The sequence below is a fragment of the Flavobacterium hauense genome (assembly GCF_054457175.1).
This window is the reverse complement of the sequence record NZ_JBTKVX010000014.1, coordinates 24,825-42,621: the sequence shown is the minus strand read 5'-3', so window position 1 is coordinate 42,621 and position 17,797 is coordinate 24,825. Positions and strand designations below refer to the sequence as shown.

The window sequence follows — 17,797 nt, the reverse complement described above, 5'->3', positions numbered from 1 at the left end:
AAAGCGGAACCATTTAGATTCCGCTTGTTGTTTTATTCTGAAAAAGTATATCGGGTATCTACCCTCCTCTTACGGATGCTGTTGAGCTTTTCTCTGCCCATACCCAGATAGGAAGCCAGTATATGTGGCGGAACCCTTTCAAGTAATTGAGGCTTATTTTTTGCGATATATTCATAACGCTCTGACGGCGTATAAAGATCGAACAGGTCGGAATGTTCACTTACTTTTGCAGTTATAAAACTTAAGCAGTTCTTCCACAATACCGAAATTTGTGTGGCAATACTTTCCATCTGGAGTAATCCTGATTTATCAAGAACAAGCACTGTTACAGGCTCGCAGGCTTCAATGGTAAACATTTTTCCATCAGAAAACAAAGGAATGCCCGTTACAAGCTCTCCTTCAAAATAAAGTCCGGTGTTTACCTCAGCCCCATCTTCAACCCTGAACATCCTGACATACCCCTGTTCTATAAAGAATAGTGAATCGCATACTTCTTCGGGCTTAAGCAAAAATTCACCCTTTGCATAAGTCTTTCTTGTAATTACAGGCTTTAATACTTCCCAGTTCTCAGGTGAGAATCTGACCAGCGAATTGATGTAAGTAATTAATTTTTGCATAGCATAGTTATTTATAACTAATTTAAAAACAATGCTTAAGACTTCCGATTCATTTAACTTTTCTTTAGGCACCACCTATTGCAATATTACTTAAAAGTTAAGCGGTTAACTTTAAATTTACGATTAGTAAATATCATTCTGAAAGATAGTAACGATAGCTTATTCCTGAATTAACAGCAATACAAACTTTAGCATAGACTTTTGTAACACCATAAAAATCCCAAAACGACCATGTTAAACAACTACATTAAAAAAGGATTGCTGTTTGCAGGATTGTGCCTTACGTCACAGTTCTCAGAAGCCCAGTCCCTGCTCCATTACTGGAACTTTAACAACAATGCGACGGTGACATCGATCACTACGCCAACACAAACCATTGGCGATGCGACGATCACTGCCGTTAACAGCGCTTCGAGCCTAATTGAATTAGATGCCACCGGACAGGATTTCGGGACACTAAATGCTCAAAACGGTGATCTTGCAGGAAGCCACCTGCGTTTCAACAATCCAATAGGCGGTAGCCTTGTTTTCAATATACCGTCTACAGGTTACGAAGATATAATCGTAAAATTTGCAACACGCCGTTCAACACAGGGTGCAGGTACTCAAACCTGGTCATACTCTACCGATGGCGGCACTACATATAACGTACTGACTACAGTATTACCGGTAGCCGGTGTTCCTGAATTAGCTACATTAGATCTTTCTGCCATTGCAGCTGCTGATAACAACGCTAACCTAAAATTAAAGGTAGAGTTTACAGCTGCTCCGGGTGGTACAGGCGGTAACAACCGTTTTGATAACTTTACCGTAAACGGTACAGTACCGGTTGTCCCTACGCTTATCCACTACTGGAACTTTAACACCAATACTTCAATAGCTGCAATCACAACGCCAACACAAACTATCGGCGGCGGTGCAATTGCTGCCATAAACAGTGCTGCCAGCCTGATTGAGTTAGATGCTACCGGACAGGATTTCGGTACGCTAAATGCTCAAAACGGCGATCTTGCAGGAAGCCACCTGCGTTACAATAGCCCAATAGGTGGTACCCTTGTTTTCGACATACCATCTTCAGGTTATGAGAATATAATCGTGAAATTTACAACGCGCCGTTCAACACAGGGTGCAGGTACTCAAACCTGGTCATACTCTACTGATGGCGGTACTACTTATAACGTGCTGACTACAGTATTACCGGTAGCCGGTGTTCCTGAATTAGCTACGTTAGACCTTTCTGCCATTGCAGCTGCTGATAACAACCCTAACCTAAAATTAAAAGTAGAATTTACAGCTGCTCCGGGTGGTACAGGCGGTAACAACCGTTTTGATAACCTTACGGTACACGGTGGTTCTATAGGTGGTGGCGATACTATCGCTCCGGTAGCGGTTATTACCCCGGCTAACAACGCGACTAACCTTGAAGTTGGCGTACACCCTACAATCGCTCTTAACGAGGCAATACGCCTTGTAGACAATACAGCACTTAACAATACTAATGTAGATGCCGTAGTTGAACTTCGCCTTAACGATGCTGCAGGAACTGTTGTTCCGTTTGATGCTACAATAACAGGCAATACAATTACTATCGTACCTACTGTTGCTTTGCTAAATGCACAGCAATATTATGTTGCCCTACTTAGCAACACTGTAGAAGATATGGCAGGTAATGCAATTGCCGAAACTAAATCGTCTACATTTACAACTATCGCTATACAGTCGCCTATCGCTACAGGTGATATGGTTTTCACTGCTTACAGAATGAACGCTACAGGAGCAGAAGATAAAGTTTCGCTTCTAACATTTGTAAATATCGCTCCGGGCACATTCATTACCCTTACCGATTCAAAATATACTTCAAATGCAACGCCTCAGTGTGCCAACGGTATCGTTTGGACTGCTACTGACTGCGTTCCTGCAGGTTCGGTTATCTCGATAGAGACATCTACAATGGTAGCTAATACAGGTGCTGTTACAGGTTCAGGTTTCGGACTTAGCTCAGGTGGTGACCAGGTAATTGTTTATACAGGTACTGCTGCTAACCCTAACTATATTACTGCACTTACATCTAACGGATGGGCTACTGCTAATACAGAGTGTGGTGGAAGCATTTCTATGAAGCCTGCTGCCCTTACAGATGGTACAACAGCTTTCAATAACAGTACTAATGCTGCTAACGTAGACGGAAACACAGTAAACGCTTTCTACAGCGGATCTCAAAGTGGTGCTCCTGCTAACCTGAAAGCTTCAATACTAAACCCTGCTAACTGGACAGGTGTTGCCGGTGCTACTGCTCCACAGGTATGGCCTAACTGGGCTTTCCCGGGCGCTCCAACTGTACAGACAGCTGCTGTTACTTCTAACACTACTATCGTACTTACATTCAACAATGCGCTACAGGCAGCTTCTGCTACCGATGTAGCTAACTATACAGGTGTTCTTGGCCTTACAACGGCTACACTTAACGGAAACGCTGTAACGCTTACGTTCTCTGCTCCTTTTGCAGCAGGCTCTAACAACACGCTTACGGTTGACAATGTAGTTGATGCAACAGGCCTTGAAATGGCATGTGCTTACAACTTCAGCTTCAACTATACTTCAAAAGTTTCGTTTGCTGATGATTTCGTTGTAGTAAACGAAAACCACGGTACGCTTAACTTTATCGTTAACCTTGAAAGCCCTGCGGCAGGAACTGTTGACGTGGTACTTAAAGCTGCGCCATTCAGCACGGCTACAGCAGGTGAAGACTTCACTTTTGCAACAGAGACTCTTACATTTACAGGTTCAAGCCCGCTTACGCATACCATCACTATTCCAATTCTTGATGATACAACAGCAGAGCAGCATGCCGAATACTTTGTACTAAGCCTTGAGAACGCTACAGGTGTAGAAATTACAGGTGAGACACTTGCTACCATCTACATTAAAGATAACGACAGAACTGCTCCGGTTCCTAACCAGCAGATACAGCTTAATTACGTTCGAAGCTTTGACCCTTCAGGTTCAGGAGAAAGTACTTGCGAGATCGTAGTATATGATGCTACAAGCCAAAAACTTTTCACTACAAGTGCAGTAGCAGGTCATCTTGATATCATCGATTTCTCTGATCCTACAACTCCGGTTGAAATATCTTCTATCGATATGAACGTTTACGGTGGTGTTACCAGCGTAGCAGTTAAAAATGGCCTTGTTGCCGTAGCTTCGCCTAACACGCTTGAGCACCTTGACGGATCGGTTGTATTCTTCAATACTGACGGTACTTTCATTAGCGAAGTGACTGTAGGTGCGCTTCCTGACAATATCTCTTTTACTCCGGATGGAACAAAAGTACTTACAGCTAACGAAGGGCAACCAAACAGCGATTACTCTATTGACCCTGAAGGTTCAGTAAGTATCATCGACATTACCGGTGGTGCAGCTAACCTTACCCAGGCTAACGTAACAACATTATTATTTGATGCCTATAATACTCCGGAGGCTGAAGCTGCTCTTATAGCTGCAGGCGTAAGGAAACTGAAAACTGACAGTACTATGTCTCGTGATTTTGAGCCGGAATATATTACTACGGCTGCAAACTCTCAAAAAGCATGGGTTACGCTACAGGAGAACAATGCTATCGCTGAGATAAACCTTGTAAACAATACTATTACTGACGTTTGGGCTCTTGGCACAAAAGACGTAGGTGCTATGGGTAACGGTTTTGATATCTCTGATAACAATAACGAAATACTTATCGCTAACTGGCCGATAAAAGCATACTACATGCCGGATGGCGCTGCTACTTATGCAGTAAACGGTACGAACTATATCGTAACGGCTAACGAAGGTGACGAGAAAGAATATACAGGTTTTGTTGAAAGAACTACTGTAGGTGCTGCTTCTTATGTACTTGATGAGATGGCTTACCCACAAGGTGCAATGCTTAAAAAATCATATAACGCAGGCCGTTTCAGGGTTACCGCTTTTGATGGTAAAACAGATGCAGGTACAGCTTATGATCAAATGTATGCTTTAGGTTCACGTTCATTCTCGATCTTCAATGCTGATACTAAAGAGATAGTATATGACAGTGGTGATGATTTTGAAATGTATACTGCCCTTACTCCTTCTATCAGTGCTTTATTCAACTCAGACCACGAAGATAACTCACCAAAAAGCCGCAGCCGTGCTAAAGGCCCTGAGCCGGAAGGTGTAACACTTGCTGAACTTGGCGGAAGAACATTTGCCTTTACAAGCCTTGAGCGTATTGGTGGTGTAATGGTTTATGATGTTACTGACCCTACAGACGTTAAGTTTGTTGACTATAAAAACAGCCGTAGTGTATCTGCTTATACAGGTGACCACGGTCCGGAAGGTATCACGCACATTAAAGCTGCTGACAGCCCTGACGGAAAAGACTATATCATCGTAGCTAACGAAATAAGCGGAACGCTTACCATTTTTGAAGTTGACACTACACTTCTTGGTAATGGCGAATTTAACCCTGAGCCTAAAACGTTCGTGGTATTCCCTAACCCATCGGTAAATGGTGTGGCTTACTTTAACCGTGCTGCAGACATCGAAGTATATGACTACAGCGGTAAACTGATCTTATCGGCCAAAGAGGCCCTTACAATAGATACTTCTAATATGGCAGCAGGTATGTACCTGGTAAAAACATCTGAAGGTATCGTGAAAAAGCTACTCGTTAAATAGAGTGTTAGTTTCGTGTTTTTTAATTTTTTCAATTGAAAGTCCTGCCCCTCAAAAGGCAGGATTTTTACATTTATAGGGTTTTATCTTGCCACGAACCTGCCTGTCGGCAGACAGGTTACACAAATGAACACAAATTTTCGAGCATCAGAGATGCGGTATATTTATAGTACAAGGTTAACCAACAGTAAAAAGCTCCGGAGGAGCGGTATATTATATGCCGCTCCTCCGGAGCTTCATGTTTCATAACAATATTTGCCTCTATAAATATACCGCCCCGCCGGGGCTATATCAAGAAATTATTTATTCCCTAAGGGAAAATGACACATCGTTGCGGATTACTTTCTACCAACATTATTTCCCTAATGGGAAACTATGCCATCAAAATATACGTTACAGATTATCGCGTAGCGATTAAATGTTGGTAGTATCGGGATGGAATCAAATGAGATATTTCCCGTAGGGAATTAATTTAAACAAGCTTCGGAGAACTGGCTGCCGTTTTAAGGATAATTATAGAGGTCTCTAACGCACCCCTAGCCCCTCTCAAGAGGGGAACACTCGAACCCGCCACTCATATCCTGCTCTATATGATGTAAGAGTGAAGCTGTTCCCCTCTTGAGAGGGGCTAGGGGTGTGTTTTTGATAAAAAAATACCCCTGACAAAATCAGGGGCACATTATATCAATTCAATAAAAAATCTATTGCCTCTTAAGTCTGTTTTCGAGGTAAATATTCACTTCACCATTGATGAGCGTGTATTCGGTTGCTTTTTGCTGTTCCAGCCTGTCGGTAAATAATATACCCATCAGGTGATCGGTCTCATGCTGAAGGATAACCGCAGTAAACCCTTCAATGATCTCTTCCTGATGTTTACCGTTACGGTCATAATAGGTGATCTGAACCGTATAATTGCGTAACACATCACCGCGTGCATCAGCGATGGAAAGGCAGCCTTCTGTCCCTTTTCGCATCAATGCCGACCTCCATTTAATTTTAGGATTCAGAAAAGCCTCAAACGGCTCTCCCGGCTTATCAAAACGCTGTACCAGTATCACGTTACGGTTTATCCCTATTTGTGGTGCTGCAATGCCAACGCCACTGTTGGCAGGGTCATTTACGGTTGCCAGCATGCGGTCAAGCAGCAATGGCAGCAGTTCTTCTTTCAGGCCGATGTCGATAGACGCACCTTTAAGTATCTTCGAATCAGCAGGATCGGTAATCTGAAGTACACGCATCTTGTCTGCCTTAGCGCCCGAAGATATTATAGTACGTTCAGTTTCTGAAAGCTTTTGGGCCTGCGTGCTTAGCACCAGCATTAAGAACAACGAGGTTATAACTGTCTTTTTCATGATTAGATACCAGCTACAGCTTTTATTTCATCGATGATCCTTACTGCAAGTTCATCTGCTTTTTGCTGCGTCTGTGCCTCAGTATAGATCCTGATGATAGGTTCAGTATTCGATTTTCTAAGGTGTGCCCACTCTTCGGCAAAGTCAATCTTAACACCATCAACAGTGCTCACCTGTTCGTTTTTATATTTATCAGCCATTGCCACAAGAATAGCGTCAACGTCTATCTGCGGAGTAAGCTCGATCTTGTTTTTGCTCATGTAATACTGAGGGTAAGAAGCTCTTAACGCTGCCACGCTCATTTTCTTTTCAGCAAGATAGGTAAGGAATAATGCTACCCCTACCAGTGAGTCACGACCATAGTGCAATTCAGGGTAAATGATACCACCGTTGCCTTCTCCGCCTATGATGGCATTGTTCTTTTTCATCATCTCAACAACGTTCACCTCTCCTACCGCACTGGCTTCATACGTACCGCCATGTTTTTGGGTGATGTCACGAAGCGCACGTGATGATGACATGTTAGATACAGTATTACCGGGCGTTTTGCTCAGTACATAATCGGCTACAGCGACAAGGGTGTACTCCTCACCAAACATCTCCCCATCCTCAGATATGAATGCCAGACGGTCTACATCCGGATCTACCACGATACCAAAATGTGCTTTTTCTTTCACAACCAGTTCGCAGATATCGCCAAGGTGTTCCTTAAGCGGCTCCGGGTTGTGTGGGAAATGCCCGTTAGGCTCGCAGTATAGTTTCACTACCTCTACGCCCATCTGTTCCAAAAGTTTAGGGATAATGATACCTCCTGAAGAGTTAACACCATCTACCACCACTTTAAATCCAGCTTGTTTTACGATTTCGGCATCCACCAAAGGCAGTTCAAGCACCTCATCAATATGAATATCCATATAGGCATCGTTGCGTGTAATTTCACCAAGGCTGTCAACATCGGAAAAATCAAAGGCCTCGTTTTCAGCGATCTCTAATATTTTAGCGCCATCAGCACCGCTAAGGAATTCTCCTTTTTCGTTAAGCAGCTTCAGGGCATTCCATTGTTTTGGGTTATGGCTCGCTGTAAGTATGATACCGCCATCGGCTTTTTCAAGCGGCACCGCAACCTCAACAGTTGGCGTAGTAGAAAGGTCAAGGTCGATTACATCGATACCAAGTCCGATAAGCGTATTTACAACAAGATTTTGTATCATCGGGCCCGAAATACGGGCATCGCGGCCTATTACAACAGTAAGTTTTTCTTTATTGGCATGGCCTTTTAGCCATGTTCCGTATGCCGAAGCGAATTTAACGGCATCAAGCGGCGTCAGGTTATCTCCGGTTTTACCTCCTATGGTTCCCCTGATACCTGATATAGATTTGATTAGTGTCATTTTGATTGAAAAATTTAGTAAAGCAAATATAAGAGATAGACTATGTTTTTGTATTTACTTTATGTGGGAATTTTTAACAATGGCCGGAAATCCCTCTCACGACTTTGTCACCACAAGACTTTTCGCTATCTTGTACCTATGAATTTCCTTGCCCACATATACCTTTCGGGGGATAATGACCTGATAAAAATCGGTAATTTTATGGCCGATGGCATCCATGGCAAACCCGACCATTTCCCTGCCGATGTGCTAAAAGGCATCACGATACACCGTGCTATAGATACCTATACCGATGCACACCCTATTTTCAGACAGGGTACCAAACGCCTGCATGCCCGCTACCACCATTATGCAGGGGTTATCATGGATATTTTTTACGACCATTTTCTGGCAAAGAACTGGGTGAATTACCATCCGCAGCCCCTGGAAGACTATACCTTAGCCTTTTACAAAGCGCTTGAAGATAACTACGACCTGCTGACGGAAAAAACCAAAGGCCTTATGCCCTATATGATACAGTACAACTGGCTTGCCAGCTATGCCACCGTTGAAGGCATAGGACGCATTTTGAGCCAGATGGATAACCGTACCAAGAACAAGTCGGGCATGCGTACCTCTGTCGATGAACTGGTTGAATTCTATAATGAATATGAAGCCGAGTTTACCGAATTCTTTGAGGACCTGAGGGCACATGTAAAGGAAAAAATGGCAGAACTATAGTAGAAATAATGTGGACACCATTGGGTCAGTGCCTTAAAAAACACTTAATGCTTAGGTATTTTTTAACGAATAACTTAAATTAGCGCTTTGATACATTTCCCAATTCTTTAGCGATAAAAAATGCAAAACCGAAAAGTTTCAAAGGTCAGGTTGTTTTTCCGTAATATACTGCGCCGCCTTGAAACCCTGTTCTTTATACTTAAAAACCTGTTGTCAGAAAGGCATTTCATATACCTTTCCTGCGTCGTGGTGGCTATATCTACGGCTTTAGCAGTAATTGTACTAAAGTCGTTTGCACACAACGTTTTTCTATTAGCCAACTACGTTAACCGCTATCTTAAGCTGCCGTATATCAACAGTATACTGCCTATAGTAGGTATATTGCTTACGGTATGGGTTATTAAACGTCTGCTCGACGGACATATAGAAAAAGGAAGTTCGCGCATCCTTATGGCTGTCGCCAAAAAAGGTGGCATAATGCCGCGTAAACAAATGTATGCACAAATCATAACAAGCTCACTTACAGTAGGATTAGGCGGTTCAGCAGGACTTGAGTCGCCCATCACGATAACAGGTGCGGCCTTCGGTTCTAACTTCGCACAAAAATACAAGCTATCCCAAAAAGACCGTATATTATTGCTTGCCTGTGGTGTTGCTGCGGGTATCGGTGCGGCCTTTAATGCCCCTATTGCAGGGGTTCTGTTTGCTATTGAAGTAATACTTACCGACCTGACAATCACAGCATTTATACCCATCATAATATCGGCTGCTACAGGTGCATTGGTCTCTACAATAGTGCTGAATGAAGAGGTATTGCTCTCTTTCAAACAGCAGAACCAGTTTGATTACCACAACATTCCCTATTATGTATTGATAGGCATACTGGCAGGATTCGTGTCATTATACCACGCCAGAACCTTCCAGAAAGTCGAAGCCCACTTTGCAAAACTCCGCATAAAAGGCTATCGTAAAGCACTTTATGGCGCTATACCATTGGCACTTTTGATATTCATCTTCCCTACTCTTTTTGGTGAGGGTTATGAGACGATCAAGATACTATCTAACTCAAATCCGGAGGTATTGCTCGAGAATACCATAGTAGAACAGTTTAAGGACAACGGCTGGGTACTGCTATTATTTGTAGGTATTACCATGCTTATGAAGGCATACGCTACAGGGCTTACGCTATCCAGCGGCGGTAACGGCGGTAACTTTGCCCCTTCACTTTTTGTAGGTTCCTATCTGGGCTTTTTTGTCGCTAAGTTCTTCAGCCTCATAGGGTTTGATAACATACCGGTAGGTAATTTCACTATTGTAGGCATGGCCGGAATACTAAGCGGACTCTTCCATGCGCCGCTTACGGCCATATTCCTGATCGGTGAGATTACAGGCGGTTACAACCTTATGGTACCGCTCATGATCGTATCGTCAATAAGCTTTGCAGTATCAAAACAGTTCGAAAAACACTCTATGGATGTAAAGCACTTAGCCGCTAAGGGTCAGGTATTTACAACAGACAAAGACAAGAATATCATGTCGGGGATTGACATTCTCAAAGTCATAGACACTGATGTACAGACGCTTACACTAAACCAAAAAGCAGAAGATTTGGTGAGTTTAATGGCTACAACAAAGCAATCTGTCTTTGCAATTATCGATGATAAAAAGAGGCTTATAGGCATCATCGATTTTGATAAAGTTCGCAGTACACTTTTTAATTCTTTCCAGATAAAATACACGCCATTAATTGATCTGATGGCTGTACCCCAGGAAGTGGCCAATATGGAAGACTCCATTGAGGCTATAATGGATAAATTTGAGCTCACAAAAGCTGATTATCTGCCACTTATAAAAGAAGGCCGTTACTTCGGCTTCATCACCAAAGCAAAAATACTCGAAGCCTACAGGGCAAAATTAAGGGAAATGATTATTGAATAGCTACATTTTTGTTTGAGAATATGACAAAATAATATTGCACTTTTCGTTCTCAAAACGCCGTTTTGGTGCGTAAAATTAGCTTCATCCAAAAGTCTGAAAATCAAAAAGTTGTAATATAATGTTACGCTTTTTGTTTTTTATAATTTTGTCATAACCGGACTTTTTAGAAATAAAAAATCAATAAAAAACGGACCGCCAAAAATAGCGGTCCGTTTTTGTAAAATATTATTGAAATAATATACCGTTCGGTATATTATTTATTTCCTTTTTCGAAATCAGCAACAAATTGCGCAAGGCCAATATCGGTAAGTGGATGCTTTAATAATCCCATAATTGCAGAAAGCGGCCCTGTCATAACATCGGCACCTATCTTGGCACAATTTACGATATGCATGGTGTGACGCACCGATGCAGCAAGAATCTCAGTTTCATATCCGTAGTTATCATAGATCTGGCGAATTTCTTCTATTAGTGCAAGTCCGTCAGTCGACACATCATCAAGACGCCCAATGAATGGCGATACATAGGTAGCCCCTGCTTTGGCGGCAAGCAGTGCCTGACCCGCAGAGAACACAAGGGTTACATTCGTTTTGATCTCCCTGTCCGAGAAATATTTAGCAGCTTTAACCCCGTCTTTGGTCATGGGCAGCTTTACGACGATCTGCTCATGAAGCTCGGCCAGTTCCTCGCCTTCTCTCACCATACCTTCAAAATCAAGGGCATTTACCTCGGCACTCACGTCACCATCAACAATATTGCAGATGTCGACATAATGCTTCAGGATGTTATCCTTACCCGTAATGCCTTCCTTAGCCATAAGCGAAGGGTTAGTCGTCACGCCATCAAGAACACCAAGTTCCTGAGCTTCTTTAATCTGTGCAAGGTTTGCAGTGTCAATAAAAAATTTCATCGTATCCTTTTGTTTTGTTGATTATAAGTCATGTAAAGCTACAACTTAAAAGACATGCACCAATAGCAAAGAACGCTTTTGTGCATAAAAAAACAGCATAACTTTGGGCTATGCTGTTCATATTTCTTGTAATTATATTTTAAAGCTTATAATGATTCATAAGCATCTTTTCGTAGGTCTTACCCGGCAATATCCTCTTTAGTACTATAGAGAACTTCTGCATGAATACCCCCACTTTATAATGCACTTCAGGATTTGGATCCTTCATGATGGCATATACCGCTTCGGCCATTTGGGTCGGGTCGCTTCCGGCATCTACATGATCGTTCATAGTAGCCAGTACACCGCCATATACCGCTTCATAAGCCGATCCTTTCACCACAGGAGCATGGTAACGCCCTGCAGCAATATTGGTAGCAAAATCGCCCGGAGCAACAGTAGTAATGGTCACGCCAAACTGTTTTACCTCCATGCGCAAAGCCTCGCTGATAAGCTCCAATGCACCTTTGCTTGCGGAATACACGCTACGGTACGGAAGCCCCATATAACCAGCAATCGAAGTCACATTGATTATAAGTCCGCTCTTTTGGGCACGCATCTGCGGAAGCACCGCCTTCATTACCTCAATAGGGCCAAACAGATTGGTTTCAAAGTTATTGCGAATCTCATCGGCAGGAATTTCCTCAAGTGGGCCTGTAATACCTACTCCGGCATTATTCACCAGTACGTCAATAGTACCTGCTTTTGCAATCACTTCGGCAACAGCCTCACTGATGCTTTGTGCATTGCGAACGTCAAGCGCCACCAAAGGGAATACAGAACCGGTAATACCCTCAGGGTTACGGCTGGTGCCATATACGGTATAGCCTTTAGCATGAAGGAATTCACCTATCGCCTTGCCTATTCCCGACGAACCGCCGGTGATAAAAATAACTTTGCTCATTTTGTATAGTTTGGATTGCGAAAATAAGGTTTATCAAATTGATTAGCAAACTTGGCTGTTCTGGGTTTCTGGTTTGTCGGCAGAGTAGGATTCCCCTCCTTTGGAGGGGAATCCTACTCATACCCAATAAAATTTGTGTAAATTATTGTAATTAGTGGCTAAACACTTTACTTATTGTCAAAATGAATATATTAGCAGCTTATTTAAATACCTTTTAGAGTGATCAGGAAAATAGCCTATACAGCATTGACTTTAATAACATTACAATTGACCTATGCACAAGAGAAAGCAGTAACTATATGCAACCCGTTGAACCTGAATTATCGATTTTGTCCGGATGCTCCATCACGACGTGAAGCTGCCGATCCGGTAATTGTAACTTTTAAAAACGAGTATTATCTTTTTGCTTCCAAATCGGGAGGTTACTGGCATTCTAAAGATTTAGCGAACTGGGACTTTATCACTACACCGGATCTTCCTTTTGAGGATTATGCCCCGGCAGCCGTTGTAATGGGCGATGCAATATATTTTATGGCATCGACCGAAAAAACGCCAAGTAAAATCTACAGATCGGCCAATCCTAAATCCGGCCAATGGCAGGTCGCTCTTGAAGCTTTCCCTATCAAGATGACTGACCCTGATCTTTTTGCTGACGATAACGGGAAACTTTACCTGTACTATGGCTGCTCTAACATTAATCCCATATACGTTGTTGAACTTGACCCAAAAACATTTATGCCATTGGGTGAACCGGTTGCCTGCCTAAACGAAAACACGGCACAGAATGGCTGGGAACGCCCGGGCGATACTAATAAAAGTAAAGAAAAACCGTGGACAGAAGGTGCATGGATGACAAAATTTAATGGAAAATACTACCTTCAGTATTCTACACCCGGTACAGAGTACAGAAGCTACTGCGATGGCATATATGTAGCCGAAAATCCGCTTGGCCCTTTCAGGCTTATGGAAAACAATCCGTTTTCTTACCGCCCCGGTGGTTTTGTAACAGGCACGGGACACAGTGCTACCTTTCAGGATAAGTATGGCAATTACTGGCATATAACTACTGCCACACTATCTGTCAAACACAATTTTGAGCGCAGGCTAAGCCTCTTCCCTGCTTTTTTAAAGGGTACTGATAAAGCATACACTTATACCGGATTTGGCGATTATCCAATGGAGATTCCACAGCGAAAAATCAACACTGAGGCCGATTTTCAGCCTGAATGGATGCTGCTGTCTTTCAAAAAAAAGATAACGGCATCGTCAACAGCTATAGGATATGAGCCTGATCTGGCTTCTGATGAGAACATCAGGACATATTGGAGTGCCGCTTCGGGCAAAAAAGGTGAATGGCTGCAAATGGATCTTGGCGAATCACAGACGGTAAATGCTTTACAACTAAATTTCGCCGAAAATAAGACCGAAATTTTTGGAAGGCAGCCCGGCCTGTACTATCAATATCTAATTGAATATTCCACGGATGGAAAAAAATGGAAAATACTGGTTGATAAATCTGCCAATACCACTGATGCCCCACATGATTATAGTGTCATGGACAAACCTGTAAAAGCACGATATTTAAGGGTTACAAACCTTCATACACCATCCGGCACATTTGCAGTTGCTGATCTTAGGGTGTTTGGTAAAGGTAATGGAAAGAAACCTTCGATTGTTGGCGGCTTGACGCTTAACAGGAATGTTGCCGATCGTTGTTCGGTACAACTAACATGGAAAAAAGATACAAATGCAACCGGCTATAACGTGCGCTATGGCAGGACTCCGGATGAATTGTTCATTAATCACCAGGTATATGGAACCAATATGATCGAGATCAATTCGCTTTCAAATCAATGGGATTACTATTTTACAGTGGACAGCTTTAATGAAAACGGTATCACTAAAGGAACTGACATCCAAAAATTAGAATAGCAGACGAACAGAAAGAGTAATTTTCTTTTGTACTGAAACAGGCAACAGCAATCCTAATGCATGCCTTATTTAAAATGATATCCTGTAGCTTCTCCCCTGTCCTTTGGGGAGAACTGCGGTGAGGCTACCCCTATAAACAAAAAAATCCCCCCAATGGGAGACGACAAAAAAAGAAAAAATGGCAAGCGACCTACATCGCACCGCTCAACCACGTACCTTTGCTGTGTTCCCACCCTGGAGGATTAAGCAGGAGCTGGTCGTGTAGGACTTGCCGGTGCAAATATACAATCTTTTTGTATTTTCGCAAGGCAATTGCCAGATATAAAATACAATTGTATATTGGCTGTATTATTATTTAAACCATGAAAAAACGTAACCTATTCGTATTCATTTTATTGGGTGCGCTTGTCCTTTCTTTCCTTGGCTCAACAATTTTATCATGTGGTGGGTCAAAAGATGAAAACAACAACTTATTTACTATTGATGCCGCTAATCTAAAGCAGCAATACCAGCCTCAGGAGACACTTCCACTACAGGTTACCAATGCCAAAGAAGAGGCTATTGATTCGGTAGTGTACTTTATCAACGATAAAAAAGTAGGTACATCTGCTGCCAACAAAAAAATTGACTTTGCCCTTAACGGACTGAAACTGGGTTACCTTAACATCAAAGCTTTGGTGTACTATGGTGGCGAAACTGCCGAAACCACCAACCGTGTGGAACTGGTTAGCAATATCGATTACAAGCTGCTTAAATATGATATCGTAAACACCTACCCTCACGATATGAAAGCCTACACACAGGGACTTGAATTTTACCGTGACACGCTTATAGAAAGTACAGGAAGCGGCTCAGGCCCATCAGGTAAAAGGGAAATCTCTGACATCAGGAAGGTTAACTACAAAACCGGAGAGGTTTATAAAAAGACGCAGCTGGATCCGGCTAACTTTGGCGAAGGCGCAACGGTGCTGAACAACAAGATCTACCAGCTTACGTACAAGCGTAATGAAAGCTATGTATATAATGCAGATAACCTTGAAAAGGTGAAAACCGTTCCTTACTTTAAGCAGACGGAAGGCTGGGGACTTACCAATGATGGTACGCACCTGTACATGACAGACGGCTCTGAGAAGATTTATATTCTTGACCCGGAAACCATGAAAGAAGTTGACTACATCAATGTATACACCAAAGGCACTAAGATCAAGGATGTAAACGAGCTTGAATGGGTAGATGGTAAAATTTACGGTAACATATACCAAAAAGACGCTATCGCCATAATAGACCCTAAAACGGGTGCTGTAGAAGGAGTATTAGACCTTTCAGCTCTTAAATCTAAAATCACTAAACATGTTGATGTCGACGTACTTAACGGCATCGCTTATAACCCTAAAACTAAAACATTCTTTGTTACGGGTAAGAACTGGGATAAGCTGTTCGAAATAAGGATACATAACTAAGTTTATTTGGTTATTTGTGGATTTGGTTATTTGTCAGCTTCATCCAGACATAAAACACTCGCGTGTACAGTGCACCAAAAGTTTAGACAAATTTATGTTAAGCACAATAATAATGATCCCGGTATTTTACCGGGATCATTTGTTTCTAAACTAAGATGCACTGATTATTACGTTCACATCTTCTATCACACAATAATACATACTGTGAATTTAACCTGTCTGAATATTAGACAATTCTTACATTGGTAAACCACAATCAGGTAAAAACACTTGTTTTTGTAATGTTTGGGTTCTATAAATTTGTCTTACAATTAAATTTTCAATAACAATTTAAAAGATAAAAATATGGAAAACAGCACCGCACCAAATACTTTAGCGCCGTTACCAACTGATGAACTTGCCAGCTATCATTCATTACTGCTTAAAAAAGTAAATGATGGAAATCCTGATGATGAAAATCCTGATACGCCTGCATTGATGCTTTTTAATGGCTATTATGCCCTTAACAATTCAGGTGCATTTTTTGCAATTGACACCAATATGGTAGTCAGTCCTTCGAAAAAGCCTGTATATCATATTCGTTTATTGATTTCTTTAGATGGTGTTACCTCAAGTCCGTTTGCTTTCACAGGCACCTTTGATGGTACTCATCTGCAACAGTCATCTGACGGGGACGGACTTACCATAGCTTTAACCTTTACACGCAACAATGCTGTTTACGGAACCACAGCCTCCTTTACAGGAACTATTGCAATGCAGGGCAAGCCTGCTGTAAAAGTGAGCGGAAGCACATATAACAACCCTATCCCTGCCTCATTATTTGCCGGTGATTACTCCTATGTTCCAACAGGAAAAACTGAGCCTGTAAAGGTAATGAGTATTGGTACTGATAATCAATTACTGTATGACAATGGCACTAACAGTGGAAATCTGGCAGCAATTCCTGCTTATGCGTATAATTTAAACATGTACTACTTTTCTTTTACTCAGGCAGACGCTACTAAGGTAAAGCTTGTAATGGGCACAGCCGGAACAAAAGGTTTTGCCTGTAATGACTTGAGTGTAAGCACCGAAAATGTTATTTCGAGATCGCTAAATACTATACCAACTGCCACTACGCTCACCGCTAATTATCAGAATGATATAAATGTTGACCTTATCAATTTCAGCGGGTTTTATCAAATCCCAACAAATGATCATCCTTTAGCATTTATAGCTATCCAATCGCAGTATTCAGCCTCATCCGGATTATCAGAGCATATTAATGGTAATTGTGTAATGATCAGTTATTCTCTTGATGGTACAACATCAACAGGCTTTTTGTTTGATCCGTCTGCAGGTATGACATTTGACAGTGCCTCCAATACATTAAGTATACCTGCATCAAATGCATATGATGCAATCAATATCACATTTACCAGACAGTACAATCCTCAAGATGGCTCTTTGGTAAGCATTAAAGGAAACATTGGAACACTGAATATTCAGGGCAGTACACTTTTAAATCCGGTTCCGTTATCGGCATTTAGCGGTGTCACAATGACCAGCCCTGACGGCACACAAAAACTAACAATAAGCAGCAACAATATTACATATACGAATAAGAATAGTTCAGTAACAGCAAACAGTATTGTATATGTACCGCTTATGTATATTGTAGCAGGTATACCTACAGCTATTGATTCCATATTTCTATTGTCACTGGGAACTGACGGGCTAAGGGGACTTGCGTGTATAGTAACTGCTGATGCAGAAATCAGTTCTGTATATGCTATAAATGGTCCGGAATAAGCACTCTCAATAGCATTAAAAAAATCCCCAGCGCAAAAACGTTGGGGATTT

General features: G+C 42.0%; 11 protein-coding genes and 1 other RNA gene. 6 read left to right on the top strand and 6 right to left on the bottom strand.

Annotation, left to right across the window (positions count from 1 at the left end):
- Positions 1–32 precede the first annotated feature (32 nt).
- The gene (locus tag ACX0HA_RS11450; protein ID WP_458845423.1) at positions 33–617 is read right to left on the bottom strand and encodes a Crp/Fnr family transcriptional regulator; all 585 of its coding nucleotides are present in this window, start codon (positions 615–617) and stop codon (positions 33–35) included.
- A 231-nt stretch (positions 618–848) separates the two neighbouring features.
- Between ACX0HA_RS11450 and ACX0HA_RS11445 the strand changes: the two genes are divergently transcribed.
- Positions 849–5,312: a choice-of-anchor I family protein gene (locus ACX0HA_RS11445; protein WP_458845422.1), complete on the top strand. Its 4,464-nt coding sequence runs from the start codon at positions 849–851 to the stop codon at positions 5,310–5,312.
- Positions 5,313–6,010: 698 nt separating this feature from the next.
- Here ACX0HA_RS11445 and def read toward each other — a convergent pair.
- Entirely contained in the window at positions 6,011–6,661 is a 651-nt protein-coding gene (gene def / locus ACX0HA_RS11440) for a peptide deformylase (protein ID WP_458845421.1), read from the bottom strand.
- A gap of 2 nt (positions 6,662–6,663) precedes the next feature.
- Positions 6,664–8,052, bottom strand: coding sequence for a phosphoglucosamine mutase (glmM, locus tag ACX0HA_RS11435; protein WP_458845420.1), 1,389 nt, complete (start codon positions 8,050–8,052; stop codon positions 6,664–6,666).
- Positions 8,053–8,190: 138 nt separating this feature from the next.
- Between glmM and ACX0HA_RS11430 the strand changes: the two genes are divergently transcribed.
- The gene (locus tag ACX0HA_RS11430) at positions 8,191–8,772 is read left to right on the top strand and encodes an acyl carrier protein phosphodiesterase (protein WP_458845419.1); all 582 of its coding nucleotides are present in this window, start codon (positions 8,191–8,193) and stop codon (positions 8,770–8,772) included.
- A gap of 120 nt (positions 8,773–8,892) precedes the next feature.
- Complete coding sequence (locus ACX0HA_RS11425) at positions 8,893–10,710, top strand: chloride channel protein (RefSeq protein ID WP_458845418.1); 1,818 nt, start codon at positions 8,893–8,895, stop codon at positions 10,708–10,710.
- A 253-nt stretch (positions 10,711–10,963) separates the two neighbouring features.
- Here the strand turns inward: ACX0HA_RS11425 and fsa are convergent, their stop codons facing one another.
- Both fsa and ACX0HA_RS11415 read right to left on the bottom strand, forming a co-directional pair.
- Positions 10,964–11,620, bottom strand: a complete 657-nt coding sequence (fsa, locus tag ACX0HA_RS11420; protein WP_458845417.1) for a fructose-6-phosphate aldolase — start codon at positions 11,618–11,620, stop codon at positions 10,964–10,966.
- Positions 11,621–11,759: 139 nt separating this feature from the next.
- Positions 11,760–12,563 (bottom strand): SDR family oxidoreductase, encoded by an 804-nt coding sequence (locus tag ACX0HA_RS11415; protein ID WP_458845416.1) that lies wholly within the window; start codon positions 12,561–12,563, stop codon positions 11,760–11,762.
- Positions 12,564–12,782: 219 nt separating this feature from the next.
- On the opposite strand from ACX0HA_RS11415, the gene ACX0HA_RS11410 reads away from it, so the two are divergent.
- Positions 12,783–14,495 carry a family 43 glycosylhydrolase gene (locus ACX0HA_RS11410; protein ID WP_458845415.1) on the top strand — a complete coding sequence of 571 codons (1,713 nt, stop codon included), beginning with the start codon at positions 12,783–12,785 and terminating at the stop codon, positions 14,493–14,495.
- Between the two features lie 176 nt (positions 14,496–14,671).
- On the opposite strand, the gene ffs is transcribed toward ACX0HA_RS11410, so the two are convergent.
- Positions 14,672–14,769, bottom strand: an RNA gene (gene ffs / locus ACX0HA_RS11405) — signal recognition particle sRNA small type.
- A gap of 88 nt (positions 14,770–14,857) precedes the next feature.
- Here ffs and ACX0HA_RS11400 point away from each other — a divergent pair.
- On the top strand, positions 14,858–15,955 hold the full coding sequence (locus tag ACX0HA_RS11400; protein ID WP_458845414.1) for a glutaminyl-peptide cyclotransferase: 1,098 nt from the start codon (positions 14,858–14,860) through the stop codon (positions 15,953–15,955).
- Positions 15,956–16,300: 345 nt separating this feature from the next.
- Complete coding sequence (locus tag ACX0HA_RS11395; RefSeq protein WP_458845413.1) at positions 16,301–17,746, top strand: hypothetical protein; 1,446 nt, start codon at positions 16,301–16,303, stop codon at positions 17,744–17,746.
- Positions 17,747–17,797 lie beyond the last annotated feature (51 nt).

Coding starts and splice junctions, on each gene's coding strand:
- fsa (WP_458845417.1), bottom strand. CDS start 11,620: ATGAAATTTTTTATTGACACTGCAAACCTTGCACAGATTAAAGAAGCT.
- ACX0HA_RS11400 (WP_458845414.1), top strand. CDS start 14,858: ATGAAAAAACGTAACCTATTCGTATTCATTTTATTGGGTGCGCTTGTC.
- ACX0HA_RS11415 (WP_458845416.1), bottom strand. CDS start 12,563: ATGAGCAAAGTTATTTTTATCACCGGCGGTTCGTCGGGAATAGGCAAG.
- ACX0HA_RS11430 (WP_458845419.1), top strand. CDS start 8,191: ATGAATTTCCTTGCCCACATATACCTTTCGGGGGATAATGACCTGATA.
- def (WP_458845421.1), bottom strand. CDS start 6,661: ATGAAAAAGACAGTTATAACCTCGTTGTTCTTAATGCTGGTGCTAAGC.
- ACX0HA_RS11450 (WP_458845423.1), bottom strand. CDS start 617: ATGCAAAAATTAATTACTTACATCAATTCGCTGGTCAGATTCTCACCT.
- glmM (WP_458845420.1), bottom strand. CDS start 8,052: ATGACACTAATCAAATCTATATCAGGTATCAGGGGAACCATAGGAGGT.
- ACX0HA_RS11445 (WP_458845422.1), top strand. CDS start 849: ATGTTAAACAACTACATTAAAAAAGGATTGCTGTTTGCAGGATTGTGC.
- ACX0HA_RS11395 (WP_458845413.1), top strand. CDS start 16,301: ATGGAAAACAGCACCGCACCAAATACTTTAGCGCCGTTACCAACTGAT.
- ACX0HA_RS11425 (WP_458845418.1), top strand. CDS start 8,893: ATGCAAAACCGAAAAGTTTCAAAGGTCAGGTTGTTTTTCCGTAATATA.